Origin of the sequence: Cellvibrio sp. ARAG 10.3 (assembly GCF_051846955.1) — a bacterium.
GTDB lineage: Bacteria > Pseudomonadota > Gammaproteobacteria > Pseudomonadales > Cellvibrionaceae > Cellvibrio.
Genome location: NZ_JBPYCU010000003.1, coordinates 252,696 through 277,815, shown reverse-complemented (window position 1 = coordinate 277,815; position 25,120 = coordinate 252,696). Strand labels below are relative to the sequence as shown.

Below are 25,120 nucleotides of genomic sequence, written 5' to 3'. Positions count from 1 at the left end.
CAAACTCAGGGTGGGCGCAATTGTACTTGCGTGGTGCAGGTGAGTCACTATGCGACCCTAACTCATTTCCTGCGGATCGACATCGATAGACCAGCGTACCCGTTTGCCTAGTGGCTCGCCCTCCAAATGAGCGGCGAGTTGGGTGAGGAGTTGCTGCAAGGTTTTGCGCTGGGCGCTGTTGAACTGCAACTGATAGCGGAAGCGGTCGCCGCGTTTCTCCATCATCGCCGGTAAGGGACCGAGATAGGTAAAGTGAGGGCTGGTTGGCTGCCACTGTTCAGCTTGCGCCCGCGCCAGACGCAAGAACTCGACAGCCAGTTCCGGTCGCTTGCTTTCCGCACGCAGCAGCGCGAGGTGTCGATAAGGCGGCAATTGGGTGACCCGCCGTTCGTGCAACAACAACTCGGCGAGCGCGTGGTAGCCCTGCAACATGAGGGTTTGCACCAGCGGGTGTTCGGTGTGGTGGCTTTGCAGGATGACTTTTCCCGGTTTGTCTGCGCGTCCGGCGCGCCCGGCGACCTGCAACAGCAATTGCCCCATCCGCTCGGGACCGCGGAAGTCAGTACTGAACAAGCCTGCGTCTGCATCAATAATCACCACCAAGGTGACCAGTGGAAAGTGATGGCCCTTGGCCAGCATCTGCGTCCCCACCAGAATGCAGGGTTCGCCTGCCTGTACTTCCTCCAGCAAGCGGTGCATGGCATGTTTGCTGCGCGTTGAATCACGGTCAACCCGCAGTATCCGCGTGTGCGGAAACAATTGGCGTAACGCTGCTTCGCTGCGTTCCGTCCCATGCCCCAGTGGCTGTAATTGATGGCTATGGCAATGAGGGCAGCGGGAGGGTATGGGGCGTTGGTGATCGCAATGGTGGCAGTGCAGGTGGCGCGGCTGCTGGTGAACGGTCATGCGTGCGTCGCAATGGTTGCAGTTGGCCAGCCAGCCACAGTCGTGACACTCCAGTGTGGGGGCGTAACCGCGCCGGTTAATAAAGATCAACACCTGGTGGCGCGCCTGGATTTCCGCAGCAATGGCTTGCAGGGTCTCCTGTGCAAAGCCTTCGTGCAATGGCTGCGCACGAATATCGAGCAGTTGAATGCTGGGAGGCAAGGCGGCACCGGCGCGGTGGGTCAGGCGCAAGTACTGATAGCGCCCTTGTTGAGCATTATTGAGGCTTTCCAGCGCTGGCGTGGCAGAACCGAGCAATAGCGGAATCTTTAGCTGGCTGGCGCGCATGACGGCGAGATCCCGCGCTGAATAACGGAAACCGTCCTGCTGCTTAAAGGAGTTATCGTGTTCCTCATCGACAATGATGATGCCCGGCTCCTTTAGGGGCGTGAAGATGGCTGAGCGGGTACCGATGATGACCCGGGCAATTCCGTCCCGCGCTTGCACCCAGGCATCCAGGCGTTCACGATCATTGAGACCGGAATGAAGCGCGACAATCGGCACGGCAAAACGTCGCTGGAACCGCTGCAAGGTTTGGGGCGTGAGGCCGATTTCCGGGATTAATACCAGCGCCTGCTTGCCCTGACCCAGACTGCGGGCAATGGTTTGCAGGTAGATTTCGGTTTTACCGCTGCCGGTGGCGCCATCCAGCAGGTATACCTGGAACTGGTCCAGGGAGATGTGTTCCAGTGCCGCTGCCTGCTCCGGGTTCAAGGTCAATGGCTGTTCGCGCAGAATAGTCCGGGTCGGCTCGGGTGTAAGTACTTGCTCACTGCAAGTAATGAGGCCTTTATCCACCAAGGGTTTAATCGCGGTAAGGGGTATCTCAAGGGCTTGTAGATCGCCGCGGGTCAAATAAGGATGTTCCTGTAGCGCAGTCAGCAGAGCGGATTGTCGCGGCGCACGTTTCAAACTCCCCGCCGGTAGACCTTTGCCCGCCGTTGTGAGGCGATAGACAGCTTCTGTACGTAACCGGGCGATTTCTCCCTGGCGCAAGAGCGCTGGCAATGCGGTATGTAAGGCCTCACCAACAGGGCTTTGATAATAATCGGCGGCCCACAGGCACAATGCCAGGATGTCAGGCATAAACGCTGGCGAGCTATCGATGATCGCTAGCGCGTGGCGCAATTGGCCAGGTGCTACGGATGCTTCCGTTTCTACTGATAGCAATACACCAATCACTTCCTGATGCCCAAAGGGTAAACGCAACAGCGTGCCAGGTTGCAGTTGCATTGCCTGTTCCGGTGAGATGTCCAACGGCGGTAGATAATCGAAGCGACGACGTAGCGGTGTAGGGATAGCGACCTGAAGAAAAACCGTGGGCATTGGGTGATCAGTCTTGGTGGTTGTCAATGAACTGCCGGGCAGGATACCGCATAACTATCTCACATTGGGCTTCCATTAGGCGGGCTTTCTCTCCTAAGGCATGTCGCACAAGCGGGTTAGTTTTTCCCCTTGCGTTATGCATTGATTCTGATAGTATCCCCGCTCCTTAAATTCCGCCCTTTTACCAACCGTTGTGCGGTGCTCGACAAATGCTCGGGTGGCGGCACAAAAAACGACAGGCAAACATCATGAAACCAGAAATTCATCCCGATTACGCCGAAGTTGCTGTTAACTGCAGCTGTGGCAACACTTTTAAAACCCGTTCTACATTAGGTAAAGACTTCCACGTCGACGTATGCAATGAATGCCACCCCTTCTATACCGGCAAGCAGAAGATGGTAGATACCGGTGGCCGTATTGACCGTTTTACCAAGCGCTTCGCCAGCCGTATTGGTGGCAAGAAGTAAGACAGACGTTATGTTTTCTCGCTATCAGTCGGGAAGCATGCATCCAGAAACGCCGAAAGCGCTCGCTTTCGGCGTTTTTGTTTGTACGTTTGTCTGGGGCAACATAGCGTTTGCTGCTTGTCCTGCCGCAAAGATTGACGAAACCGTTCAGCTTGCTCAGGTTGTGGATGGCGATACCCTGCGTTTGCAGGATGGCCGCCGCGTGCGGGTTCTGGGTATCAATACGCCGGAAGTGGCATGGGAGGGGCATGCGGGTCAGGCTCTCGGGACTGAAGCAACAGCGGCAAGCCGCCAGTTTCTGCCGCGTCATCAGCAAGTTCACCTTGTTTACGATCTGGATCGCGAAGACCGCTATGGCAGATTGTTAGCGCACGTATACAACCAGCAACGTCAGAGCCTGGCGGCATATTTGCTTGCGCAAGGGTTGGCGTTGCAGGTGGTTGTGCCGCCCAATGTCAGCGAGATGGATTGCCTGAGGCGCCAGGAGGGTATTGCACGGCAGAAAAACCGTGGCATATGGCGGGAAAAGGATTGGGACCTACGAGCCGCCGCTGGGCTTGAACTCGATCAAACCGGCTTTGTTCGCCTTCATGGGAAAGTAACGAAGGTGAGCGTGCAACGCGATGTCTGGCTGGAGCTTGATGGCCCGGTGGTGATCAAGATAGCGCAGCAGGATCGGCGTTATTTTGCTGACAAAGAATGGCAATCATGGTTGGGCAAACCCGTTAAGGTGCGCGGTTGGTTGATCAACCGCGCCGGTGAGTTTCAGCGCAAGCGGGGATTTAAGCCTCTGCAGTTGCAAGTCCGGCATCCGCTGATGCTGGAGATGTCCCCGCTTAAAAAGCCTGTCGACCGACCTTAAAATATTTCTTCCGGCAAGATGTCATCCGCCGATTGTCCTGCATTGGATGAAGTGCTATCTCCTGCCTGGGGAACGTCTTCTACACGAAAGATTTCAAATATCGCGTCGGGATCTTCGGGTTGTGCTCGAGCACCGGTGTCGCGATTAATGCGCACAGTGACGATACCATTGGGTTGCGGTGGGATATTTTCGGCAACGCCATCCAGAGCGGTGCGCATGAAATCTATCCAGATCGGCAGTGCTGCTGATCCCCCGTACTCTGTGCGTCCCAACAAGGTATTTTGATCAAACCCTACCCAACTGACGGCAACCACGTCAGGGCTGTAGCCCGCAAACCAGGTGTCCCTCGGGCCATTGGTGGTGCCGGTTTTTCCACCAATATCACTACGATCAAGCTTGCGGGCCAGGCGGCCAGTACCCAGGGTAATGACGTCCTTCAGCATTGAATCAATAATATAAGCCACGCGTTCTTCAATGATGCGCGGAGCATAGCGAGTGGTGTCGATGGGTTGGGGAAGAATGCCGTCTGTCAGGGTCTCCTCAAAGGGAACATAACCCAGCTCTTCTTCTGGCAATGTTTCCAGCAGGGCAGCGGCCTGCCGCGCAGCCTCGGCTTGTTCGCACTCTTTGCAAACGATCATGGGTTGCGCTTCGTATACCACCTTGCCCGATGCGTCCTCAATGCGTGTCACCAGGTGTGGCTCGATTTTGAAACCGCCATTGGCAAAGGTCGCGTAGCCGGTCGCCATTTGTAGCGGCGTCAACTCATGGGTTCCCAGCGCCAGGGTCAGATCACGGGGGAAACGGGTTTTATCGAAGCCAAAACGCTCAAGGCTATCAAGCGCCTTGTCTAACCCCAGGCTGCGCAACAGGCGAATGGATACCAGGTTACGTGAGCGGTAGAGCGCTTGGCGCAGGCGGATAGGACCAGAAAATTTGCCATCGTCATTCTCCGGTCTCCATGATGCACCTGTCGCTGTATTTTCGATGACGATCGGCGCGTCGTTGATGACAGACGCCGGTGTAAAGCCATTTTCCAGGGCGGCAGTGTAGAAGAAGGGCTTAAAGCTGGACCCTGGTTGACGCGCGCCTTGTACCGCACGATTAAAATGGCTCTGCCGGAAATCAAAACCACCCACCAGCGCGAGGATGGCACCGTCCTGCGGATTGAGGGCAACCAGGGTAGCCTGAACTGCCGGAACCTGGCTCAGGCGCCAGGCACCTTCTGTGTCGCGGGCGATACGAATAACGTCGCCGTAGTGGAGAAAATCATTGGCCTTGGTGGGCGCAGGGCCCCGACTGTCTTCATTGATATAGGGGCGAGCGGTAGCTAAACCCTGTTCCCAACCCAGCTCAATGAGCTCACCGGAAGCCGTGACGGCTTTGGCTGCCTGTTCGGCGACTTCAGTAATGGCGGCCACTTCCAATCCGCCAAAATTGGGAATATCCCCCAGCTTCTCCCGCCAATCACTGAAATCATCAGTTGTCGATGGCTCGAAGCGTTGTTCGGGGCCGCGATAGCCATGGCGCTGATCGTAGCTGAGTAAGCCGCTGATGACCGCTGCCTGCGCACTGGCCTGCATCTCACTATCGACGCTGGTGTAAACCCGATAGCCATCGTTATAAGCGTTTTCACCAAATCGATCAAAAACTTCCTTGCGCGCCAGCTCTGCCACATAAGGCGCATACAGGTCCAGTGTGAGGCCATGGTAGCTGGTGAGTATGGACTCACTAATGGCGGCATCATGGGTTGCCCGATCAATATAGCCCAGCTTCAACATGCGTCCGATGATCCAATCGCGGCGGATCAAGGCCCGTTGAGGATTAGCCAGCGGGTTGTAAGCAGAAGGTGCCTTCAGGCTGCCGACGATGGCGGCATATTGGGCCAGAGATAGATCACTGGCATCTTTTCCATAGTAAATCTGGGCCGCAGCCTGCAAACCATAGGCCCGGTTGCCAAAAAACATCTTGTTACTGAATAGCTCAAGGATTTCTTCTTTTGTGAGCTGCCGCTCAATTTGAAAAGAAAGCAGTATCTCATTGAACTTTCTCGAAAATACTTGTTTCCGGGTAAGGAAAAAATCACGTGCCAACTGCATAGTGATGGTGCTGCCACCGGACTGGATTTGACCTGTTTGCAATAATTGTGAACCCGCGCGCAATAGGCCTCTTAGCGAAACGCCATGATGGTCGTAGAATTCGGCGTCTTCGGCAGCGAGTAAGGCTTTGATATATAAGGGAGGAAGCTCTTCGAAGGTTAATGGTGTGCGACGCTGTTCGCCAAATTCACCAATTAACTTATTGTCCCTTGAATAAACGCGTAAAGGGGTCTGTAATTTAACCTGCTTTAACGTTTCGACAGATGGCAGCTTGGGGCTTAAGTAGAGGTACATGCCAGCCAGTGTCACCAAGGTAACGCTGAAGCCGGACAGTAACAGCCAGAAAAAGGCTTTCAACCAGGTTTTTTTAATAGGCATTTTTTCTAACAGAATTAATGAGTTAGCAGTTTTGCGACAAGTGGCGGGCATTATACGGGCTTTTTCCCTGTTTACATATCGGCTGGTTTGTTGCAGGCTTAAGTTAAAGTGCTATAACATAAACAGCGTCTAAGTTACGGATATAGATAGAAAAATGGGCATCTTAGGCTTCCTCGAGAAAAAAGCGAAACCAGTGTTGGGACTGGACATCAGTTCAACTTCGGTCAAATTGCTTGAATTAAGCCGCCACGGTGATCGCTATCGTGTCGAGACTTATGCTGTCAGAGCTTTACCGCCAAATGCAGTGGTAGAGAAAAATATCAATGATCAGGAGGCTGTCGCCGAGGTCATCAAAGCGATGGTCAAGCAGTCCAAAACCAAGCTGAAGCATGCGGCGGTGGCTGTTGCCGGATCGGCGGTGATTACCAAGGTAATCGATATGCCTGCCGGGTTGAGCGACGATGCCATGGAAACCCAGATTTCACTGGAAGCTGACCAATACATTCCCTTCCCTCTTGAAGAGGTGGCTATCGACTTCGAAGTTCAGGGGGAGTCGCCACGCAATCCGGACCAGGTTGAAGTCTTGCTCGCCGCCTGCCGACGCGAGAATGTTGAGATGCGCGCCAATGTGCTTGAACTGGCTGATCTGACGCCGGAGAAGGTCGATGTCGAGGCCTACAGCATGGAGCGCGCTTACGAGTTGATTGCAGATCAACTGGAAGATCAGGATGGCCAGGTCGTGGCTATCATTGATGTGGGCGCCACGATGACGACCCTTAGCGTTTTGGTGGACGGAAAAACGGTATACACCCGCGAACAATTGTTCGGCGGCAAGCAGCTTACCGAGGAAATCCAGCGTCGTTACGGCTTATCCATGGAAGAAGCTGGCCTGGCTAAAAAGCAGGGCGGCTTACCGGACGATTATGAATCCGAGGTGCTTGGTCCGTTTAAAGAGGCGGTCGTCCAGCAGGTTACACGTTCTTTGCAATTTTTCTTTTCTGCCAGCCAATACAACGATGTGGATTACATCATCCTTGCGGGTGGGGTCGCTTCAATGGATGGCTTGGTCGGTTTGATCGAGGAAAAGTTGGGTACCCAAACCGTGGTGGCCAATCCCTTTGCCGGTATGTCGGTGTCTTCACGGGTTAATGCTGTGGCGCTGGCGAATGACGCTCCTTCATTAATGATTGCCACAGGCTTGGCAATGAGGAGTTTCGACTAATGGCAAAGATTAACTTACTCCCCTGGCGTGAAGCCTATCGCAAGGAAAAGAAGGATCAATTTATTGCGGTATTGATCGGGGTTTTTATCGTGTCGGCGCTGTTGGCTTACGCCTGGATTTCCAGCGTGGAAGCCGCCATCGACAATCAAAACTCTCGCAACCGCTTGCTGGAAACAGAAATTGCAGCCTTGGAAAAACAGGTTCAGGAAATTGCTGAACTGAAAAAAGTGCGTGATGACCTGTTGACACGTATCAAGGTTATTCAGGATCTCGAAGGAACCCGGCCGGTGATTGTGCGTTATTTTGATGACCTGGTGCGTTCGGTTCCTGATGGTGTTCATTTGAATTCTGTGGTGCGTACCGGTGACACAATCAGTATTGAAGGTATTGCTGAATCGACAAACCGCGTATCCAGCTTTATGCGTAACCTTGATCAGTCTGACTGGTTTGCATCCCCCAACTTGACATCCGTGACTGCCGCGCCTCAGCAAGGCGAGCAAGCCAATTCTTTCAAGATGACTGTGCGCACATCTGCTCCACAAGAACAGACTGATGCAGCTGCAAATGCGGAGGGTAAATAACATGTCATTTGCAGAATCCATGGAGCAGCTTAAGAACTTCGATGTAAATGATATCGATTTTGAAAAAATAGGTATCTGGCCTTTGCCGGCAAAGATTTTTGTGGCGGCATTATTAGTTGCTGTTGTATTTGCTGCGACCTACTACGTGTGGATCAAAGACCTGAATATGCAGCTTGATACAATTGTTAAAAAAGAAGCTACATTAAAAGAGACATTTAGAAAGAAAAGTTTTGAGGCCGCTAACCTTGAAGCATACCGAGCCCAGATGGTGGAGATGAAGAGCACCTTCGATTCCTTGTTGTCACGCTTACCGACAGATACCGAAGTGCCGGGATTATTGGAAGATATCGATACCCGTGGTTCGGAAAGCGGCCTGACCATCAACAGCATCAAACTGGAAGCGGAGCGCACAGCTGAGTATTACATTGAGCTGCCCATCAGTATTGATGTAGAGGGTGGCTATCATGATCTGGGCGGTTTTGTCAGTGGTGTTGCGGGTATGCCTCGGATTGTTACCTTGCATGATTATTCAATCACCCGGAAAAAAGACGGTGCTGAGCTGGCAATGAAAATCTCTGCAAAAACCTATCGCTACAAATCGCAGGAGCAGTAGAAATGAAGAAAATTTCATACGCTCTCGTCTCCGGTTTGTGTGCGTTTTTGCTAACAGCTTGCGATTCATCTTCCCAGCATCAGGATCTGCATGATTTTATGGCGGAAACCAAGCGCCGACCACAAGGACAAATTGAACCGCTTCCGGCATTTCGCCCCTATCGTCCCTTTGCTTATAGTGCGATGACCTTGCGGAGCCCGTTCGATCCGCCAGTAAGGGAAGAAGATAAAGCATCAATAAAAGGTGGTAGGACTGTTGAGCCGGATATGAACCGTGAGCGGGAGTATCTTGAGAGCTTCAATATTGCTGGCCTGACGATGGTGGGTACATTAACCAAATCCGGCCGTCTGTGGGCCTTGATTGATGACGGACAGGGTGGGGTGCACTCGGTTACCGTTGGCAATTATATGGGCAAAAACCACGGCAAGATCATAACTGCGGATCGTGCACAAATTGAAGTGCTCGAAATTGTCTCTGATGGCGCAAACGGTTGGGTTGAGCGTCCCAGAATTATCAAATTAGAAGAAAAGGAATAAACCATCATGGGTGCTTTGTTCTCATTGGGGTTAAAAATGCGAAATATAGCCTTATTACTCGTTTGTCTGCTGGCCCCTGTTTCCTGGGCAAATACACTTGATGATATTCGTTTTGCTGAGCTTCCTGGTGAACGGTTTGAAGTCAGGATGACCTTCTCCGGGCCGCCGCCGGAACCGGCTGGTTATACCATTGAAAGACCTGCGCGTATTGTTCTGGATTTCCCCCAGGTTGTCAGCGCGCTGAAAGAACGCCGTTATCCCTTGTCGTTTGATAATGGCCAAAGTGCAATGGTGCTGACGACGGAGGGTAGAACCCGATTAATTTTGAACCTGGATGATTTGACGTCTTACACCAGCCGTGCTGAAGGTAATACCTATATTGTTGAGGTGGGTGCGAGCGATGGCGGGTACGCTAACAATGCAGTAACTCCCAGTGTGACTGTGCCATCTGCATCAAATACGCGAGCTGCTGCAGTTCAGGGGCCATCCATCACCAATATTGATTTCCGGCGCGGCACAACGGGAGAGGGCCGTATCATCATCGCATTGTCCGACCCTAATATCAGTGCCGAGATGTCAGGTACGGGGGCTGGTGTTCGGCTGACATTTAAAAATGTCTGGTTGCCACAAGAGTTGCGTCGTCGTTTGGATGTGGTCGATTTCGCCACGCCGGTTTCTTTGGTTTCTGCTACGCATAGCGGCAATGACACGACATTGAATATTGCAGCTTCGGGAGATTACGATTATTTGGCTTATCAAGCCGACAGAGAATATGTCGTCAGCATCAAACCGTTAACGGCACAGGAAATTAAAGAGAAGAAGGAAGAATTTGAATTTACGGGTGAAAAGCTTTCGCTCAATTTCCAGGATATCGAAGTTCGTGCGGTACTGCAGATTATCGCTGACTTTACCGAATTAAACCTGGTGGCTAGTGACACAGTGCAGGGGCGCATTACCTTGCGACTGGACAATGTGCCTTGGGATCAGGCGCTTAACTTGGTGTTAAAAACCAAAGGTCTGGATAAACGTCAAGTGGGTAATGTATTGATGGTTGCTCCTGCTGCAGAAATTGCTGAGCGCGAGCGCCAGGAGCTGACCACCAAAAAACAACTGGAAGAACTGGCGCCACTACGCACTGAATATATTCGTGTACGTTATGCGAATGCTAAAGAGATGTTTGAGTTATTTCGTGGTGAACCGGGAGGGCGCACTGGCGGCGGTGGGAGTGGTGGCTCAGGTGGCAGGGGCGGTAGCCAATCCACCGGTAGTGTTCTGTCAGAGCGCGGTCAGGCGATTGTCGATGAGCGAACCAACTCCATCATTATTACGGATACGGCCGACCGTATCGAAGCCTTTAGACGTCTAGTGGATCAAATTGATATCCCGATTCGCCAAGTCATGATTGAGGCGCGCATTGTAGTCGCTAATACGGATTTCCGTAGGGAGCTGGGTATTCGCTGGGGTGGTGTGGGTTATGATCAGTCATCCAACTCTATTATCGAAGTGGCTGGCTCTATGGATGGGTTGGACTCAGACCCGGGTACACCGTTTGACTTCCTGACGGGCAACGGCTCCATGGAATTAAATGAGAATCGGATGGTGGATTTGGGTGTTGCAAACCCCGCCGGTAGTATTGCGCTGGGCGTTTTAACTGATAATGCCTTCCTCGATATGGAATTGTCTGCTTTGGAAAATACCGGTTTTGCTGAAATCGTATCGCAGCCGAAAGTGATAACTGGTGACAAACAACGTGCGACCATTTCTTCAGGTACAGAGATCCCTTATCAGGAAGCTTCCGCCAGCGGTGCAACTACAACCTCATTTAAAGAAGCGGTTTTGAAGCTGGATGTGACGCCGCAGATTACCCCGGATAATCGCATTATCATGGATCTGGTTATTAATCAGGACACGGTTGGCCAGCTTAACCTCGCTACCGGTATCCCCACTCTTGATGTGACAGAGTTGACCACAAAAGTGCTTGTGGCGAATGGGCAAACTGTCGTATTGGGCGGTGTATTTACGGTGGAAAGTATTAAAGGTGAGAATAAGGTGCCGTTTCTCGGGGATATCCCTTACCTGGGGCGTTTGTTCCGGCGCGATGTTAACGAAAATAATAAAACCGAATTGCTGCTGTTCATCACCCCCAAAATTATGGCTGAAAGCCTGACTAACTGATGTCCCGCTCCAATATCTTCCTTGTCGGCCCCATGGGGGCCGGCAAATCTACCATAGGGCGTCTTCTTGCGTCGGAGCTTGACCTATCTTTCCGGGATAGTGATCGTGTTATCGAAGAGCGTACCGGTGCGGATATCCCCTGGATTTTCGACATGGAGGGTGAAGAGGGATTTCGTGAGCGGGAAACGGCGGTTCTGACAGAATTGGCAACGGAAACAGGTGTTGTGATTGCTACGGGTGGTGGAATTATCCTGCGTGAGCAGAACCGTAGCATAATGAGCGCCTCAGGTTTTGTCTGTTATCTTACGGCTTCTATTGATCAGTTGGTTGAAAGGACGTCCCGCGACAAAAAACGTCCGTTACTGCAAGTGGAAAACCCTCGTCAGAAGATCATTGATTTATTATCCCTTCGTGATCCGCTCTATCGCGCGGCGGCTGATTTTATTATCAATACGGACCGTCGGTCCCCGAAAGCGGTTGCCCAGGAAATAGCAGGTTTGGTGACTGCTGCTCAGTGAGCCTTCCCCCGGCTTATGGTAAAGTGCCTCCTGCATTTTTCTCCTTTTCTCAATCAGGCAATTCTCAACCAGGCAAAGTCTCGCTATGCGTCAGTTAAATGTCGATCTGGGTGATCGCAGTTATCCGATATACATCGGTGAAAAGCTTTTGGCTAACAAACAGATTCTTGTTCCTCACATTCGAGGGCGCCAACTCTGCATTGTCACTAACGACACGATTGCGCCATTGTATTTACCCTTGCTGCAAGAAATGTTGACCGGATATCAAGTTGATACTGTTGTGCTTCCGGACGGTGAGAGCCACAAGAACCTCGACACACTCAATCTGATCTTTGATGGTTTATTAAGCGCGCGGCATAACCGTACCACAACATTGGTTGCCCTGGGTGGTGGTGTTGTGGGTGACATGACCGGCTTTGCTGCTGCCTGTTATCAGCGGGGTGTGGATTTTATCCAGATACCTACCACTTTGCTCTCAATGGTGGACTCTTCTGTCGGTGGTAAAACCGGTGTGAATCACGCATTGGGCAAAAACATGATCGGCGCTTTCTATCAGCCTCGCTGCGTGATCGCTGATACAGCACTGCTGGAAACTTTGCCGCCGCGTGAATTGTCCGCGGGTATCGCAGAGATTGTTAAATACGGATTGATTGCAGATTACGCCTTCTTTGAGTGGCTTGAAGCTAAGATGCCGGCACTTATGGCGCGCGACAAAGCTGCACTGGCTTATGCTGTTGAGCGCTCCTGCCAAATTAAAGCGGAGGTCGTTGCTCAGGATGAGCGCGAAGACGGTATCCGCGCAATCCTTAACCTGGGACACACCTTCGGGCATGCCATTGAAACCGCGCAAGGCTACGGCAACTGGTTGCATGGCGAAGCGGTGGCCGCCGGGATGGTGATGGCTGCTGATTTATCCTGGCGTCGCGGTGACATCAGCCGAACAGAACTGGATCGCACCATAGCGTTGCTGCTGCAGGCCAAGCTGCCGGTTAAAGCGCCGGCGGATATGACGGACGAAACATTTTTGACCCTTATGGGCGTCGATAAAAAAGTGCTTGATGGTCGCTTGCGTCTGGTATTGCTGGAATCCATGGGGAAAGCCACGGTCACCAGTGATATTGATGATGAGTTGCTGAAGCAAACATTTGCCGCGTGCCGTTAAACTGCTCCGTTATAAAACCAAAGTTGCTGTTAAAGAGAGTTACTGTTAATCATCGTTGCTGGCTGTTGTGGAGGTGCATATGGTTCCAGAGTCCCCGATCAGTGCTGATCCGGATGGTCGTATTGGTGGTAGCCCTGTAGCCGACAGTGGTCAATCTGCCGGGCACGATTACCTTGCCGACTACCGGCAGCGCTATGGCTTGGCTATGGACCCCTTTGCGGACGATGTGGATTTTCCGTTGTTTACCGGTGCCCAGCGCCGCGAATTGCTTGATCAATTGCTTCATCTTTGCCAGTTCGGCAAAAGCCTGCTGGTGGTGCTGGGCGAACGAGGTGTAGGGAAAACCCGATTGGCCCATGCTCTGCTGGATTCAATGGCAGAAACGGATGAGCTTTGCCTTGTCACGGCGCAGCCAAAACAGGGGTTGGATCAGGTGCTGATCCAGGTGGCTCACGCGTTTTCCTTGCGAAGAGAGGGTGTTGAGACGGCCGGGCAATTACTCGCTGCTTTGCGAAGCTTCAGTCAGCCGATTATGGGCGGTGGCGATATTGCTTTAGTGGTGGTCGACGATGCACACCACTTGGATGATCAGGCGCTCGCTGCTTTGCTCAGTCTTTTGCAGGGGCGCGATGAAGATAACCGCCGCCTGCATATCGTGTTTTTTGCTGAGCCATCATTAATTCAACGGCTCGACCAATTGGATATGCAGGATGTCATGATCAATGACTTCCAATTGGCACCTTTTACGCTGCATGAAACTGTGGACTACCTGAATTTCCGAATGGAGATGGCGGACTATCTTGGGCCGGAGATATTCAATGAATCCCTTGTTGAATCTTGGTGGCAGGAAGCTCATGGTCAGTTGCCGCTAATCCACGAATATGCACGAGGTTGTTTGCTGGAGTCGGTGATTCCTGAGGAAGCAACGGGTAAAAAAGCATTCCCCTTACTGCATATTGTTGCCGCCGCTGTTCTGGGGGCTGTATTTCTGATGACGTTTTTCTACAGCAGCGACGACGAGGAAGTTGTTGGCGATCAAATATTTTCTCAGCCCTTACCCATAAACCCTGTCAAAACGGCGGCCAGCTCTTTGGCTGTGTCTTCGGTTGCAGCTTCAGTTGGTGTTGAATCGGTGGTGAGTATGCCGGTGCAGCCGACTGGGGATGTATCCTTACCCGAGGATATTCAAGTGCGGACCGGTGGAGCGCTTGAACCTCTGACGCCGGAGCAGCTGCCGCCGGTGACGCCCTCAGTCGCCACACCCGAGGTCGCTGCTGTTGAGGTCACCCCCGCTTCGCAGGCTACAGCCTCATCATCTGTAGCAGCTGCCTCAGTTGTCCCTGCGGTCAGTCAACGGCCGAGGGCAACCAATTTCTCGGAGGACGAACAGGTTCTGCTTTCATGGCGTGCTTCTGAGTTTACGTTGCAATTATTAGGCGTCAGCACTGAAAAAGCGGCACGTGACTATATTGCTGCTCAACCCAATCGGGCCGATTTACTAATGTTTAACACTGTGCGTCAAAACAAAGACTGGTTTGTCGTAGTGGCAGGGCGTTATCCAACTGCCGCTGCCGCCCGTCAAGCGGTTGCCAGCTTGCCGGCAGAACAGCGCAAGGCAGGGCCATGGCCGAGAGAAATGAAAGTGATTCAGCAGGAAATCGATGCTCGTCATGGTCAATGAAGGATCTCCCGGTAATTCGCGGTATATATGCTGAAGCCTTGAAATATGCTGCTTGTGGCCTATTGAACATTTCATCAGGCCGTTTCGGAACTACTTCATATATTGCCATTACCGTCTCCAGCGGGTAATATCCTGCGCCCATTTGTCTATAGCCCCTACCCTAAGGGGCTTTTTTGTCTGGAGTGCGATTTTTGCCCGGCGGCTATCGTGGTGCTGCCAGCGTTGTGGGTGTCGCGCTCAGTAATAATGATTTGCATTGATTGAGAAACAGCCTATGACCACTGGCCTTTACCGGTTGGACGAATTCAAAGACAACTGCGGCTTTGGCTTGATTGCTCACTTAAAGGGCAAGACAAGTCACCGTTTGTTGAGAACGGCTATCGAAGCATTGACCTGTATGACACATCGCGGCGGTATCGCGGCGGATGGCAAGACAGGTGATGGTTGCGGTCTGTTGCTCCAGAAACCGGATGCTTTCCTGCGCACTGTGGCCAAAGAAGCCTGCGGTGCTGACCTGACGCCCATTTATGGTGTAGGCGCGGTGATGTTGAGTCGCGATGCAGCCCAGGCTGACGCCGCGCGTGCGATTCTGTCAGAAGAGCTGGTTGCTCAGGGGTTGGTGGTTGCCGGTTGGCGTGAAGTGCCGGTCGACAGCAGCTGCCTCGGACCTATCGCCCTCAAGTCCCTGCCGGTCTTCAATCATGTTTTCGTAAACAACACCGATTTGCCGCTGGAGCAGGTGAATGCCCGCCTTTTCATGGCGCGTCGGAAGGCCGAATTACGCCTAGCTGAAGACAAGGCTTTTTATATAGCCAGTCTCAGCACCGGTATCCTTTCCTACAAAGGTTTGATGATGCCGGTGGACCTGCCGCAATTCTTTGCCGACCTGGCGGACTCTCGCCTGGAAACGGCGATCTGTGTATTTCACCAACGCTTCTCCACCAATACCATGCCGCAGTGGCCCTTGGCCCAGCCTTTTCGCATGTTGGCGCACAACGGTGAAATCAATACGGTAGTCGGTAACCGCAACTGGTCGGTCGCGCGTACCCCCAAGTTCTGTACGCCGTTGTTGCCTGAGTTGCAGAGCGTTACCCCGTTGGTAAATCGCACCGGTTCAGACTCGTCGAGCCTTGATAACATGCTCGAGATCCTGACCTTGGGCGGGATGGATTTGCACCGCGCCATTCGTATGCTGGTGCCGCCGGCCTGGCAGAACGTGGACCATATGGACCCGGACCTGCGCGCCTTCTATGAATACAACTCCATGCATATCGAGCCGTGGGATGGTCCGGCTGGTCTGGTGATTACCGATGGTCGTTATGCTGTGTGTACCCTGGACCGGAACGGTCTGCGTCCGTCGCGTTGGGTCATTACCAAAGACGACATGATCACCGTGGCATCTGAGGTAGGTGTGTATTCTTACAAGCCGGAAGATGTCGTGGCCAAAGGCCGTCTCGGGCCAGGCCAGATCATGTCTATCGACACGGCTACCGGCACCTTGCACCACACCAAGGATATCGATCAGCAGCTCAAATCCAGTCAGCCCTACAAGCAGTGGCTGAAAGAGCGTGCGTTGCGCGTGGAATCCACCTTGGTGGCGGACGACAAAGAAAACGGTATCGACCGTATCCAGCTCAAGTCCTACATGAAGATGTTCCAGGTGTCCTTTGAGGAGCGCGATCAGTTGCTGCGCCCCTTGGCCGAAGGTGGTCAGGAAGCTGTGGGCTCCATGGGTGACGACACGCCTATGGCGGTGCTGTCTCGCCAGCAGCGTTCTATCTACGATTATTTCCGCCAGCAATTTGCCCAGGTAACCAACCCACCCATCGACCCGCTGCGCGAAGCGATTGTTATGTCGCTGGAGACGTGCCTGGGGCGTGAGCTGTCTGTTTATGAAGAAACGGCGGAACATGCGGACCGGGTGATTTTGTCATCTCCGGTGCTCTCGCCAGCCAAATTTCGCGCCCTGCTGAGCATGAATCGCCCCGGGTATGAAGTTGCAGAGTTTCCACTGCACTACGACCCGGAGCAGATGAATCTCCAACAGGCTATCGACCTCCTATGCAAGGGCGTGGCGGAAGCTGTCAAGGCCGGTAAGGTGTTGATGGTGCTGAGCGACAACAACCTGCAAAAAGGCTTATTGCCGATTCAGGCGCTGCTTGCTGTGGGCGCGGTGCACCAGCATTTGACCAACGTTGGCTTGCGTTGCGATGCCAATATCATCATCGAAACCGGCAGTGCCCGTGATCCGCACCAGGTGGCTGCCCTCATCGGCTATGGTGCGACGGCGGTTTATCCCTACCTCAGCTACCATGTGCTCAATGATCTGGTGGAAACCGGTGAGTTGTTGACTGGCATTGATGACGCTTACAAGAACTACCGCAAAGGTATCGACAAGGGGCTGATGAAGATCCTGTCCAAGATGGGTATCTCCACCATTACCTCTTATCGCGGTGCCCAACTGTTTGAAGCGGTCGGCCTGTCTGATGAAGTGGTAAATACCTGCTTTGAAAGCACACCATCCCGCATCAAGGGTGCCCGCTTCACGGATCTCGAAGCAGACCAAAAGATACTGGCGCAAAATGCCTGGGTGGAGCGTAAGCCTATCGTGCAGGGTGGCTTACTCAAATATGTCCACGGCTCCGAGTATCACGCGTTCAACCCGGACGTGGTGCAGACGCTGCAAAAAGCAGTGCAGAGTGGGAACTACGCCATATGGCGCAACTACGCGGACCTGGTCAACCAGCGTCCGGTGTCCATGCTGCGCGACCTTCTGGCATTGCGGGAAGATATTTGTACACCCATTCCCTTGAGTGAAGTCGAGCCGGTTGAAGCGATCATCAAACGCTTTGACTCGGCAGGTATGTCGCTCGGTGCGCTGTCTCCCGAAGCCCATGAGGCCCTGGCAGAAGCGATGAACCGCTTGGGTGGTCGCTCTAACAGCGGCGAAGGTGGTGAAGATCCTGCACGCTACGGCACGGTAAAAAGCTCCAAGATCAAGCAAGTTGCTTCCGGTCGCTTTGGTGTGACCCCGGCTTATCTGGTGAATGCCGAGGTATTGCAGATCAAGGTCGCTCAGGGTGCGAAGCCCGGTGAGGGCGGTCAGTTACCCGGCGGTAAGGTCAATAGCCTGATTGCGCGCTTGCGCTATTCCGTGCCCGGTGTGACATTGATTTCTCCACCGCCGCACCACGATATTTACTCCATCGAAGACCTGGCGCAGTTGATCTTTGATCTCAAGCAGGTCAACCCGGATGCGCTAGTGTCGGTAAAACTGGTATCGCGCCCCGGTGTGGGCACGATTGCTGCCGGTGTTGCCAAGGCCTACGCAGACTTGATTACGATCTCCGGTTACGACGGCGGCACAGCCGCAAGTCCATTGTCGTCTATCCGTTACGCCGGCTCGCCTTGGGAATTAGGCTTGTCTGAAACCCACCAGACCCTGCGCGCGAATGACCTGCGTGACAAGGTTCGTGTGCAAACCGACGGTGGCCTCAAGACCGGCCTGGATGTGGTTAAAGCTGCAATGTTGGGTGCAGAGAGTTTCGGTTTTGGTACCGGGCCCATGGTTGCGCTGGGCTGTAAGTATCTGCGTATCTGCCACCTCAACAACTGTGCCACCGGTGTGGCGACCCAGCAGGACAAGCTTCGCAAAGACCATTACATCGGCACGGTTGAGATGGCCATGAATTTCTTCAAATTTATGGCAGAAGAAACCCGTGAGTGGATGGCTCGCCTGGGTGTGCGCTCACTGGCTGAGTTGGTGGGACGCGTGGATCTGTTGCAGGTCCTGGAAGGGCAGACAGAAAAGCAGAAACAGCTTGATCTGAGCCCAATTATCTACACCGACGATTATCTGGCCACCAAACCACAGCTTTGTTCAGTGGACAAAAACCATCCCTTTGACAAAGGCGAATTGGCTGAAGCCATGGTGCGTACGGTATTACCGGCGATTGAAGGCAAGGCCGGTGGTGAATTTGAATTCCGCATCACCAACTGTGATCGTTCCATCGGGGCACGTATCAGTGGCGAGATTGCCAAACGTTATGGCAACCAGGGCATGGCCGACACGCCGATCACGCTGAAGCTGCACGGTATTGCCGGCCAGAGCTTCGGTGTCTGGAACGCGGGCGGTCTGAATATGTACCTGGAAGGTGACGCCAACGATTACGTTGGTAAAGGCATGGCTGGCGGCAAGCTGGTCATTCGTCCGCCGCGCAATTCGGAGTTTAAGTCCAATAGCACCAGCATCATGGGGAACACCTGTCTATACGGTGCGACGGGCGGTAAGCTATTTGCTGCGGGTACCGCCGGTGAGCGTTGCGGTGTGCGTAACTCCGGTGCCCATGTAGTTGTAGAGGGCGCGGGCGACCACTGCTGTGAATACATGACTGGCGGTGTCGTGACGGTGCTTGGCCAAACCGGTGTTAACTTTGGTGCGGGCATGACCGGTGGCTTCGCCTATGTATTGGATGAAGCCAATGATTTTGTGGATCGCTACAACCACGAATTGGTGGATATCCATCGCATTAACACCGAAGCACTGGAGGCCCATCGCAACCATCTGCGCAGTGTGATCGAAGAGTTTACCCGCGAAACCGAAAGTGAGTGGGGCAAGCATCTGTTGGCGAATTTCGATGATTACGTCGGCAAATTCTGGTTAGTAAAACCCAAGGCGGCGAGCTTGGCCGGGCTGTTAGTCAGCTTCAAGCAACGCGGCGAATAATCACCTTGGGCTAAAGAGGGGCATGCACAATGGCCGAACGTTTAAATAACACTTTCCAGTTTCTCGATGTCGGGCGCCAGGATCCGACAAAAAAGGATATTGCTACCCGTAAGCATCAGTTTGTCGAGATCTATCAGCCTTACACCCAGGATCAGGTTTCCGGGCAGGCGCACCGTTGTCTCGAATGCGGTAACCCTTACTGTGAATGGAAATGTCCGGTGCATAACTTCATTCCCAATTGGTTGAAGCTGATCTCCGAGGGCAACATCTTTGAAGCGGCAGAATTGAGCCATCAAACCAATTCATTGCCCGAAGTCTGTGGCCGTGTTTGTCCGCAAGACCGGTTGTGTGAAGGTGCTTGTACCCTCAATGACGGCTTTGGAGCCGTCACCATCGGCAACGCCGAGAAATACATTACCGACACGGCCTTTGCCATGGGCTGGCGGCCGGATATGTCCAAGGTGGTATGGACCGATAAAAAGGTTGCCATCATCGGTGCCGGTCCTGCCGGGATTGGTTGTGCCGACATCCTGGTACGCAACGGCGTCAAGCCGGTTGTCTTCGACAAATACCCCGAAATCGGCGGTTTGTTGACCTTCGGTATCCCCGAGTTCAAATTGGAAAAATCGGTGATGTCCCGTCGCCGCGAGATCTTTACCGAGATGGGTGTCGAATTCCGTTTGAACACTGAAGTGGGTAAAGACATCACCATCGATGAATTGCTGCGCGATTACGACGCTGTATTCATGGGAATGGGAACCTACACCTACATGAAGGGCGGTTTCCCTGGTGAAGATCTGCCCGGTGTGTACGATGCCCTGCCATTCCTGGTCTCCAACGTAAACCGTAACCTGGGTTTTGAAAAAGATCCTGCGGATTTCATCAGCGTGAAAGGTAAGCGCGTGGTTGTGCTCGGCGGTGGCGATACGGCGATGGACTGTAACCGTACCTCAATCCGCCAGGGTGCTAGCAGCGTAACCTGTGCATACCGTCGCGACGAAGAAAATATGCCCGGTTCCAAGCGTGAAGTAGCCAACGCGCGCGAAGAAGGTGTGCAATTCCTGTTCAATCGCCAGCCGGTTGCTGTGGTGGGTGAAGGCAAGGTGGAAGGCGTAAAAGTGGTGACCACGCAACTGGGTGAGCCGGATGAAAAGGGCCGTCGCCGTCCGGAAGTCGTGCCGGGCAGTGAAGAGGTTTTACCGGCAGACGTGGTGCTGATCGCGTTCGGTTTCCGTCCCAATCCGCCGACCTGGCTGGCTGACCACAAGATCTCCACCAATGACTGGGGTGGTGTTGTGGCGCCGGAGCATCAGCAGTTTAAATTCCAGACCAGTAATCCTAAGGTCTTTGCCGGTGGCGATATGGTGCGTGGTTCTGACCTGGTGGTAACGGCCATCTGGGAAGGCCGTGAAGCCGCTACCGGTATCCTCGACTATCTCGGTGTGTAATCAGGTTATTCGCTCGGTAGAAGCCTGTTAACCTCACAGGCTTCTGAAACTGGGGGATCGGCTATTCGACTCCCAGCCTGCCCGGTCTCGTCAGCTGATTATGGAGATGGCATTCAATAACTAGAACATTGGCGACCAGAGACTGATTGCATGGCTGAGCTTAAAAACGACCGTTTCCTTCGCGCTTTATTAAAACAACCCGTCGATGTCACCCCCGTCTGGATGATGCGTCAGGCTGGGCGCTATTTGCCGGAGTATCGCGCTACCCGTGAAAGAGCCGGGGATTTTATGGGGTTGTGTACCAACCCTGAGCTTGCCTGCGAAGTTACCTTGCAACCACTTGAGCGTTATCCGCTGGATGCAGCCATCCTGTTTTCCGACATTCTCACTATTCCCGATGCCATGGGCCTGGGCCTTTACTTTGAAACCGGTGAGGGCCCCAAATTCAGGAAGCCAGTGCGCACTGAGGCCGATATCAACGCTTTGCAGGTTATTAATCCCGAACGGGATCTGCCCTATGTGCTCAATGCGGTTAAAACCATTCGTCGCGAACTGAACGGGCGTGTGCCACTGATCGGCTTTTCCGGCAGTCCCTGGACGCTGGCAACCTACATGATCGAAGGCGGTTCGAGCCGCGATTTTCGCCGCGCCAAAGAAATGCTCTACAACCAGCCTGAGCTGATGCACCGTTTGCTGGATGTGCTGGCCAAATCCGTGACCACTTATCTCAATGGGCAAATCCTTGCGGGTGCACAAGCCGTACAAATTTTTGATACCTGGGGCGGCGCGTTGTCGCATCAGGCTTATCAGGAATTCTCTTTGGCCTATATGCGCCAGATCGTTTCCGGTTTGATTCATGAGCATGAAGGTCGCCAGGTGCCGGTGATTTTATTTACCAAAGGCGGTGGACAGTGGCTGGAATTGATGGCCGCCAGTGGCGCGAATTGTCTGGGACTGGATTGGACGACGAATATCGGTGAGGCGCGCGCGCGCGTCGGTACTCAGGTTGCGCTGCAAGGTAATATGGACCCAAGTATTCTTTATGCATCTCCTGAACGCATTCGCACAGAAGTCGGCAACATCCTGGAAAGTTACGGCGCAGGATCCGGGCACGTATTTAATTTGGGCCACGGCATTACGCCAGAGGTCGATCCTGAACACGCTGGTGCTTTTATTCGAGCCGTACACGAATTATCGGCGCCCTATCATTCATAATATTTTGTCACAAGGGCTCCCGGTGGAGCGGCGCCTCTGGTGTGTTGATCATTTCTTAACTAAACTGGGCGTCATCTGTGGATGGGTTTTGCTCAGGAACTGTTGGTGATGAGGATTCACTGTGGGAATTAAACAGGTCAAACTGAACGTCAACGAGCTGACCATTGGCATGTATGTGTCCGGCCTTGATCGGCCTTGGTCGCAAACCCCATTTCCCTTGCAAGGTTTCTATATCCGCGACCTGGGTGAAATTACCCAACTCAAAACTCTCTGCAATCACGTCTATATTGATGTCGAAAAAGGTCGCGGACCTGTGTCGGCCAATCTCAAAACCCTGACTCCCCAAGGCCGCGTTAAAGGCACTGGACGGGAGCCACATAAAAACAGTTTTCTGACAGAACCTGTTGCCCCACTCAAGATCCAGCGCAACCTCTATCGCGAAGTCCAGCCCCTGCAAAAAGAAGTCAAAAAGGCGCGGCAACTGCATCAAAAAGTGTACGGTGCAGTGGGAGAAGTGCTCGACCAACTGGAGCGCAACCAACTGCAAACAGCCTCCCTTGGCGAGACAAAGCGCGTGGCCAGCGAGATGGTTGATAGTGTCCTGCGCAACCCGGATGCATTTACCTGGTTGTCCCGCGTGCAGGAAAAAGATGAATACACCTACAGTCATGCTGTGAGGTCATCGGTGTGGGCTATTTTGTTCGGGCGCCACATCGGTTTACCTAAGCGCGATCTGGATGTATTGGCTTTGGGGGTACTCTTGAAGGATGTCGGGAAGGTAATGCTCGACAGCGAGTTACTAACCAAAGTTGAGCGTACCGCCGAAGAAGAAAAAGCCTACGAAAATTTCGTGGAACTGGGCGCGGATATCTTGCGTAAAACCCCGGGTGTAGAACCGCGGGTGATCAGTGTGGTGAAAACCCATTGCGAGCGGCTCAACGGCAGTGGTTTTCCGCAGGGTTTGCGCGGCGACAAGATTCCCCTATTAGGTAAGATCGCGGGTATTGTGACTTACTACGACCACGTCACCAATCCCAGGGGCTCTCGTCATCCCATCGCGCCGTCCAAGGCGGTTGCCAAACTTTATGAGTTGCGCAATATCCAGTTCCAGGAAGAGTTGGTGGTGGAATTCATTCGTGCCATAGGCCTTTACCCTACGGGTACGTTAGTGGAGCTCAGCACCGGTGAAGTAGGTGTTGTGGTGGAGCAAAATTTTGAGCGCAGATTGAAGCCGAAGGTGATGTTGGTACTGGATGCCTGCAAACAACCGCTGGCTGAATGCAGCCTGCTGGATCTTTCGGAAGACGACAAGCGCAAACAGGCATTGCTGGATTCCGGCAAGAAAACCCGCTACGAGATAGAAAAGGTGGAGATTGCGCGGGACCTGGAGCCCGGCAGTTACGATGTGGATATTGCCAACATCCGTGATCAGTACCTGATGAAGACCGAAAAGCGTGGCTTAATGGCGCTGCTGAGTCGTTTGCAGCGCAGCTGATTCTTCATCGTGTTTCAGGCATAAAAAAACCACCCGCAGGTGGTTTTTTTATGCTCATTGCCCACTGGTGGGCAAATCGCCGTTCAGCTTAGATGGGCTGTACGTCAGAAGCTTGTGGGCCTTTAGGACCTTTTTCTACGTTGAACTTAACGCGTTGGCCTTCAGCCAGGGTTTTGAAGCCTGAACCAGAAATAGCGCTGAAATGTACAAATACGTCTTGACCGTTGTCTTGTTCCAGAAAACCAAAACCTTTAGCTTCGTTGAACCACTTAACAGAACCAGTTGCGGCTGCCATAAAAATCTCCAGAGCAATAATTGCTATGTTGTAAAAGAAATAAACCCGAATAGGGCGGTGTACTGACCTAAGAAGAATTGATGACTAAAACAAAATGAAGTGCTACGGAGTATTCAGCGGCCTTTCGAGCAACAGGTTCGTTGCGGGAGAGGAGCGGTGGTACGGTGTATTCATCGAAATTGTAGTGACAAGTATCAGCTGTATTCTTCACCAGCCGGGGCAGTATGGGCCGGTGTGTTGGTCTTGTAAAGGGAAATTAGCCGTGGTGATGAATAATGTGGGGGTACGCTCATAAGCCCAGCGTGTAGAGTCTGCCCTGAGATTCGCACAACCTATAGCGACAGCGGGGAATGGAAGGGGTCAGATAGGGGGAGTGAGCAAAGCGCCAGGAAGGTTCGAGAAAGGTTGGAGAAAGGAGCGACCCGGCGCGGTGGTCGCTCCCACTATCGACTTATGACTGGACATGCCCCATGCGCTGCCCCATGACGGTGGGTGATCCGGCACGTAATTGGCCGTCCCAGGTTACGCGTCCTTTGGCAAACAACACGATGGCTGTTGAGCCCAATTTAAAACGCCCCATCTCTGCGCCCTTGGCCAATTCGATTTCGGTTGCGGGTGTTGCGACATAATCTGTGGTTTGAATCTGGCGCTTGATGGGGGCCACTTCGCCCGCCCAAACGGTTTCGATACCGGCCACAATCATTGCACCCACCATGACGACCGCCATCGGTCCGATATCTGTATCGAAGATGGCTGCAACGCGCTCATTGCGAGAAAACAGGCGCGGCACGCCTTTGGCGGTGGCATCGTTAACGGAAAATAAATCGCCGGGAATTGCGACCATTTTGCGCAGTTTACCGCCGTAGGGCATGTGTACGCGGTGATAGTCGCGGGGCGAGAGGTACACGGTGGCGAATGTGCCTCCTGCAAACTCGCCGGCCAAAGCTGCATCACCGCCTAACAGTTCCAAGGTGGTATAGCCTTGGCCTTTGGCCTGGAAAATCCGGCCGTCAGCAATGTCGCCCAATTGGCTGATGGCGCCATCAGCGGGTAACACAATGCTGGCAGCATCAGGATCGATTGGCCGAGCGCCGGGCTTTAAGGCGCGGGTGAAGAAATCATTGAAACAGGCATAAGCCAGGGGATTTTCTTCCTGGGCCAGCGACATATCCACGTTATAGCGTTTCACGAACCATTCGATAAAGGTGTTCTTGATCCAGGGTGTTTGTGACCGGGCGACCCAACCCGCCGCGCGGGAGAGAAGATGTTGCGGAATCAGGTATTGCATCAGGACAAATAATTTTTCTTTCATAACGACAATCTTATGCAAATGGATTGGATAGGGAGCGACGGCTTCGAGCGCACAAGTAAACGAC

The 25,120-nt window shown here is 53.1% G+C and carries 18 protein-coding genes; 14 read left to right on the top strand and 4 right to left on the bottom strand.

From position 1 onward, the window contains the following. Positions 1–57: 57 nt before the first annotated feature. Positions 58–2,271: a primosomal protein N' gene (locus ACSV5M_RS05820; RefSeq protein ID WP_439174672.1), complete on the bottom strand. Its 2,214-nt coding sequence runs from the start codon at positions 2,269–2,271 to the stop codon at positions 58–60. A 248-nt stretch (positions 2,272–2,519) separates the two neighbouring features. On the opposite strand from ACSV5M_RS05820, the gene rpmE reads away from it, so the two are divergent. Both rpmE and ACSV5M_RS05810 read left to right on the top strand, forming a co-directional pair. Next, positions 2,520–2,738, top strand: a complete 219-nt coding sequence (gene rpmE, locus ACSV5M_RS05815) for a 50S ribosomal protein L31 (protein WP_439174670.1) — start codon at positions 2,520–2,522, stop codon at positions 2,736–2,738. Positions 2,739–2,775: 37 nt separating this feature from the next. Next, entirely contained in the window at positions 2,776–3,600 is an 825-nt protein-coding gene (locus ACSV5M_RS05810; protein ID WP_439174669.1) for a thermonuclease family protein, read from the top strand. Here ACSV5M_RS05810 and ACSV5M_RS05805 read toward each other — a convergent pair. Further along, the gene (locus tag ACSV5M_RS05805; RefSeq protein WP_439174668.1) at positions 3,597–6,077 is read right to left on the bottom strand and encodes a penicillin-binding protein 1A; all 2,481 of its coding nucleotides are present in this window, start codon (positions 6,075–6,077) and stop codon (positions 3,597–3,599) included. The genes ACSV5M_RS05810 and ACSV5M_RS05805 overlap by 4 nt on opposite strands. A gap of 154 nt (positions 6,078–6,231) precedes the next feature. Between ACSV5M_RS05805 and ACSV5M_RS05800 the strand changes: the two genes are divergently transcribed. The 12 genes from ACSV5M_RS05800 to ACSV5M_RS05745 all read left to right on the top strand — a co-directional run bounded on the left by ACSV5M_RS05800 (position 6,232) and on the right by ACSV5M_RS05745 (position 23,449). Continuing rightward, entirely contained in the window at positions 6,232–7,299 is a 1,068-nt protein-coding gene (locus ACSV5M_RS05800) for a pilus assembly protein PilM (RefSeq protein WP_087467838.1), read from the top strand. Next, a complete protein-coding gene (locus tag ACSV5M_RS05795; RefSeq protein WP_439174667.1) occupies positions 7,299–7,880 on the top strand; it encodes a PilN domain-containing protein in 582 nt (193 codons plus the stop codon). Before ACSV5M_RS05800 ends, ACSV5M_RS05795 begins: the two co-directional genes overlap by 1 nt. Before the next feature lies 1 nt (position 7,881). Beyond that, positions 7,882–8,493, top strand: coding sequence for a type 4a pilus biogenesis protein PilO (locus ACSV5M_RS05790; protein ID WP_439174666.1), 612 nt, complete (start codon positions 7,882–7,884; stop codon positions 8,491–8,493). 2 nt (positions 8,494–8,495) lie between these two features. After that, the gene (locus ACSV5M_RS05785) at positions 8,496–9,029 is read left to right on the top strand and encodes a pilus assembly protein PilP (RefSeq protein WP_439174665.1); all 534 of its coding nucleotides are present in this window, start codon (positions 8,496–8,498) and stop codon (positions 9,027–9,029) included. A 36-nt stretch (positions 9,030–9,065) separates the two neighbouring features. Further along, positions 9,066–11,204, top strand: a complete 2,139-nt coding sequence (locus ACSV5M_RS05780; RefSeq protein ID WP_439174664.1) for a type IV pilus secretin PilQ — start codon at positions 9,066–9,068, stop codon at positions 11,202–11,204. Then, positions 11,204–11,722, top strand: a complete 519-nt coding sequence (gene aroK, locus ACSV5M_RS05775; RefSeq protein WP_439174663.1) for a shikimate kinase AroK — start codon at positions 11,204–11,206, stop codon at positions 11,720–11,722. Before ACSV5M_RS05780 ends, aroK begins: the two co-directional genes overlap by 1 nt. A gap of 85 nt (positions 11,723–11,807) precedes the next feature. Then, entirely contained in the window at positions 11,808–12,884 is a 1,077-nt protein-coding gene (aroB, locus tag ACSV5M_RS05770; protein ID WP_439174662.1) for a 3-dehydroquinate synthase, read from the top strand. 205 nt (positions 12,885–13,089) lie between these two features. Then, positions 13,090–14,565 (top strand): AAA family ATPase, encoded by a 1,476-nt coding sequence (locus tag ACSV5M_RS05765; RefSeq protein WP_439174661.1) that lies wholly within the window; start codon positions 13,090–13,092, stop codon positions 14,563–14,565. Positions 14,566–14,839: 274 nt separating this feature from the next. Continuing rightward, entirely contained in the window at positions 14,840–19,291 is a 4,452-nt protein-coding gene (gene gltB, locus ACSV5M_RS05760; protein WP_439174660.1) for a glutamate synthase large subunit, read from the top strand. A gap of 29 nt (positions 19,292–19,320) precedes the next feature. Next, positions 19,321–20,739, top strand: a complete 1,419-nt coding sequence (locus ACSV5M_RS05755; RefSeq protein ID WP_439174659.1) for an FAD-dependent oxidoreductase — start codon at positions 19,321–19,323, stop codon at positions 20,737–20,739. A 150-nt stretch (positions 20,740–20,889) separates the two neighbouring features. Then, positions 20,890–21,954 (top strand): uroporphyrinogen decarboxylase, encoded by a 1,065-nt coding sequence (gene hemE, locus ACSV5M_RS05750; RefSeq protein WP_439174658.1) that lies wholly within the window; start codon positions 20,890–20,892, stop codon positions 21,952–21,954. A 121-nt stretch (positions 21,955–22,075) separates the two neighbouring features. Then, on the top strand, positions 22,076–23,449 hold the full coding sequence (locus tag ACSV5M_RS05745; RefSeq protein WP_439174656.1) for an HD-GYP domain-containing protein: 1,374 nt from the start codon (positions 22,076–22,078) through the stop codon (positions 23,447–23,449). 88 nt (positions 23,450–23,537) lie between these two features. On the opposite strand, the gene ACSV5M_RS05740 is transcribed toward ACSV5M_RS05745, so the two are convergent. Continuing rightward, complete coding sequence (locus ACSV5M_RS05740) at positions 23,538–23,744, bottom strand: cold-shock protein (protein ID WP_439174655.1); 207 nt, start codon at positions 23,742–23,744, stop codon at positions 23,538–23,540. Positions 23,745–24,195: 451 nt separating this feature from the next. Next, positions 24,196–25,056: an archaetidylserine decarboxylase gene (gene asd / locus ACSV5M_RS05735; protein WP_439174654.1), complete on the bottom strand. Its 861-nt coding sequence runs from the start codon at positions 25,054–25,056 to the stop codon at positions 24,196–24,198. Positions 25,057–25,120: the final 64 nt, after the last annotated feature.

What these genes read in the sequence shown, in the direction of transcription:
- gltB (WP_439174660.1), top strand. Translation starts at nt 14,840, where the DNA reads ATGACCACTGGCCTTTACCGGTTGGACGAATTCAAAGACAACTGCGGC.
- ACSV5M_RS05800 (WP_087467838.1), top strand. Translation starts at nt 6,232, where the DNA reads ATGGGCATCTTAGGCTTCCTCGAGAAAAAAGCGAAACCAGTGTTGGGA.
- ACSV5M_RS05795 (WP_439174667.1), top strand. Translation starts at nt 7,299, where the DNA reads ATGGCAAAGATTAACTTACTCCCCTGGCGTGAAGCCTATCGCAAGGAA.
- ACSV5M_RS05740 (WP_439174655.1), bottom strand. Translation starts at nt 23,744, where the DNA reads ATGGCAGCCGCAACTGGTTCTGTTAAGTGGTTCAACGAAGCTAAAGGT.
- ACSV5M_RS05765 (WP_439174661.1), top strand. Translation starts at nt 13,090, where the DNA reads ATGGACCCCTTTGCGGACGATGTGGATTTTCCGTTGTTTACCGGTGCC.
- ACSV5M_RS05810 (WP_439174669.1), top strand. Translation starts at nt 2,776, where the DNA reads ATGCATCCAGAAACGCCGAAAGCGCTCGCTTTCGGCGTTTTTGTTTGT.
- ACSV5M_RS05785 (WP_439174665.1), top strand. Translation starts at nt 8,496, where the DNA reads ATGAAGAAAATTTCATACGCTCTCGTCTCCGGTTTGTGTGCGTTTTTG.
- rpmE (WP_439174670.1), top strand. Translation starts at nt 2,520, where the DNA reads ATGAAACCAGAAATTCATCCCGATTACGCCGAAGTTGCTGTTAACTGC.
- ACSV5M_RS05820 (WP_439174672.1), bottom strand. Translation starts at nt 2,271, where the DNA reads ATGCCCACGGTTTTTCTTCAGGTCGCTATCCCTACACCGCTACGTCGT.
- ACSV5M_RS05790 (WP_439174666.1), top strand. Translation starts at nt 7,882, where the DNA reads ATGTCATTTGCAGAATCCATGGAGCAGCTTAAGAACTTCGATGTAAAT.
- ACSV5M_RS05755 (WP_439174659.1), top strand. Translation starts at nt 19,321, where the DNA reads ATGGCCGAACGTTTAAATAACACTTTCCAGTTTCTCGATGTCGGGCGC.
- ACSV5M_RS05805 (WP_439174668.1), bottom strand. Translation starts at nt 6,077, where the DNA reads ATGCCTATTAAAAAAACCTGGTTGAAAGCCTTTTTCTGGCTGTTACTG.
- ACSV5M_RS05780 (WP_439174664.1), top strand. Translation starts at nt 9,066, where the DNA reads ATGCGAAATATAGCCTTATTACTCGTTTGTCTGCTGGCCCCTGTTTCC.
- aroK (WP_439174663.1), top strand. Translation starts at nt 11,204, where the DNA reads ATGTCCCGCTCCAATATCTTCCTTGTCGGCCCCATGGGGGCCGGCAAA.
- aroB (WP_439174662.1), top strand. Translation starts at nt 11,808, where the DNA reads ATGCGTCAGTTAAATGTCGATCTGGGTGATCGCAGTTATCCGATATAC.
- asd (WP_439174654.1), bottom strand. Translation starts at nt 25,056, where the DNA reads ATGAAAGAAAAATTATTTGTCCTGATGCAATACCTGATTCCGCAACAT.
- hemE (WP_439174658.1), top strand. Translation starts at nt 20,890, where the DNA reads ATGGCTGAGCTTAAAAACGACCGTTTCCTTCGCGCTTTATTAAAACAA.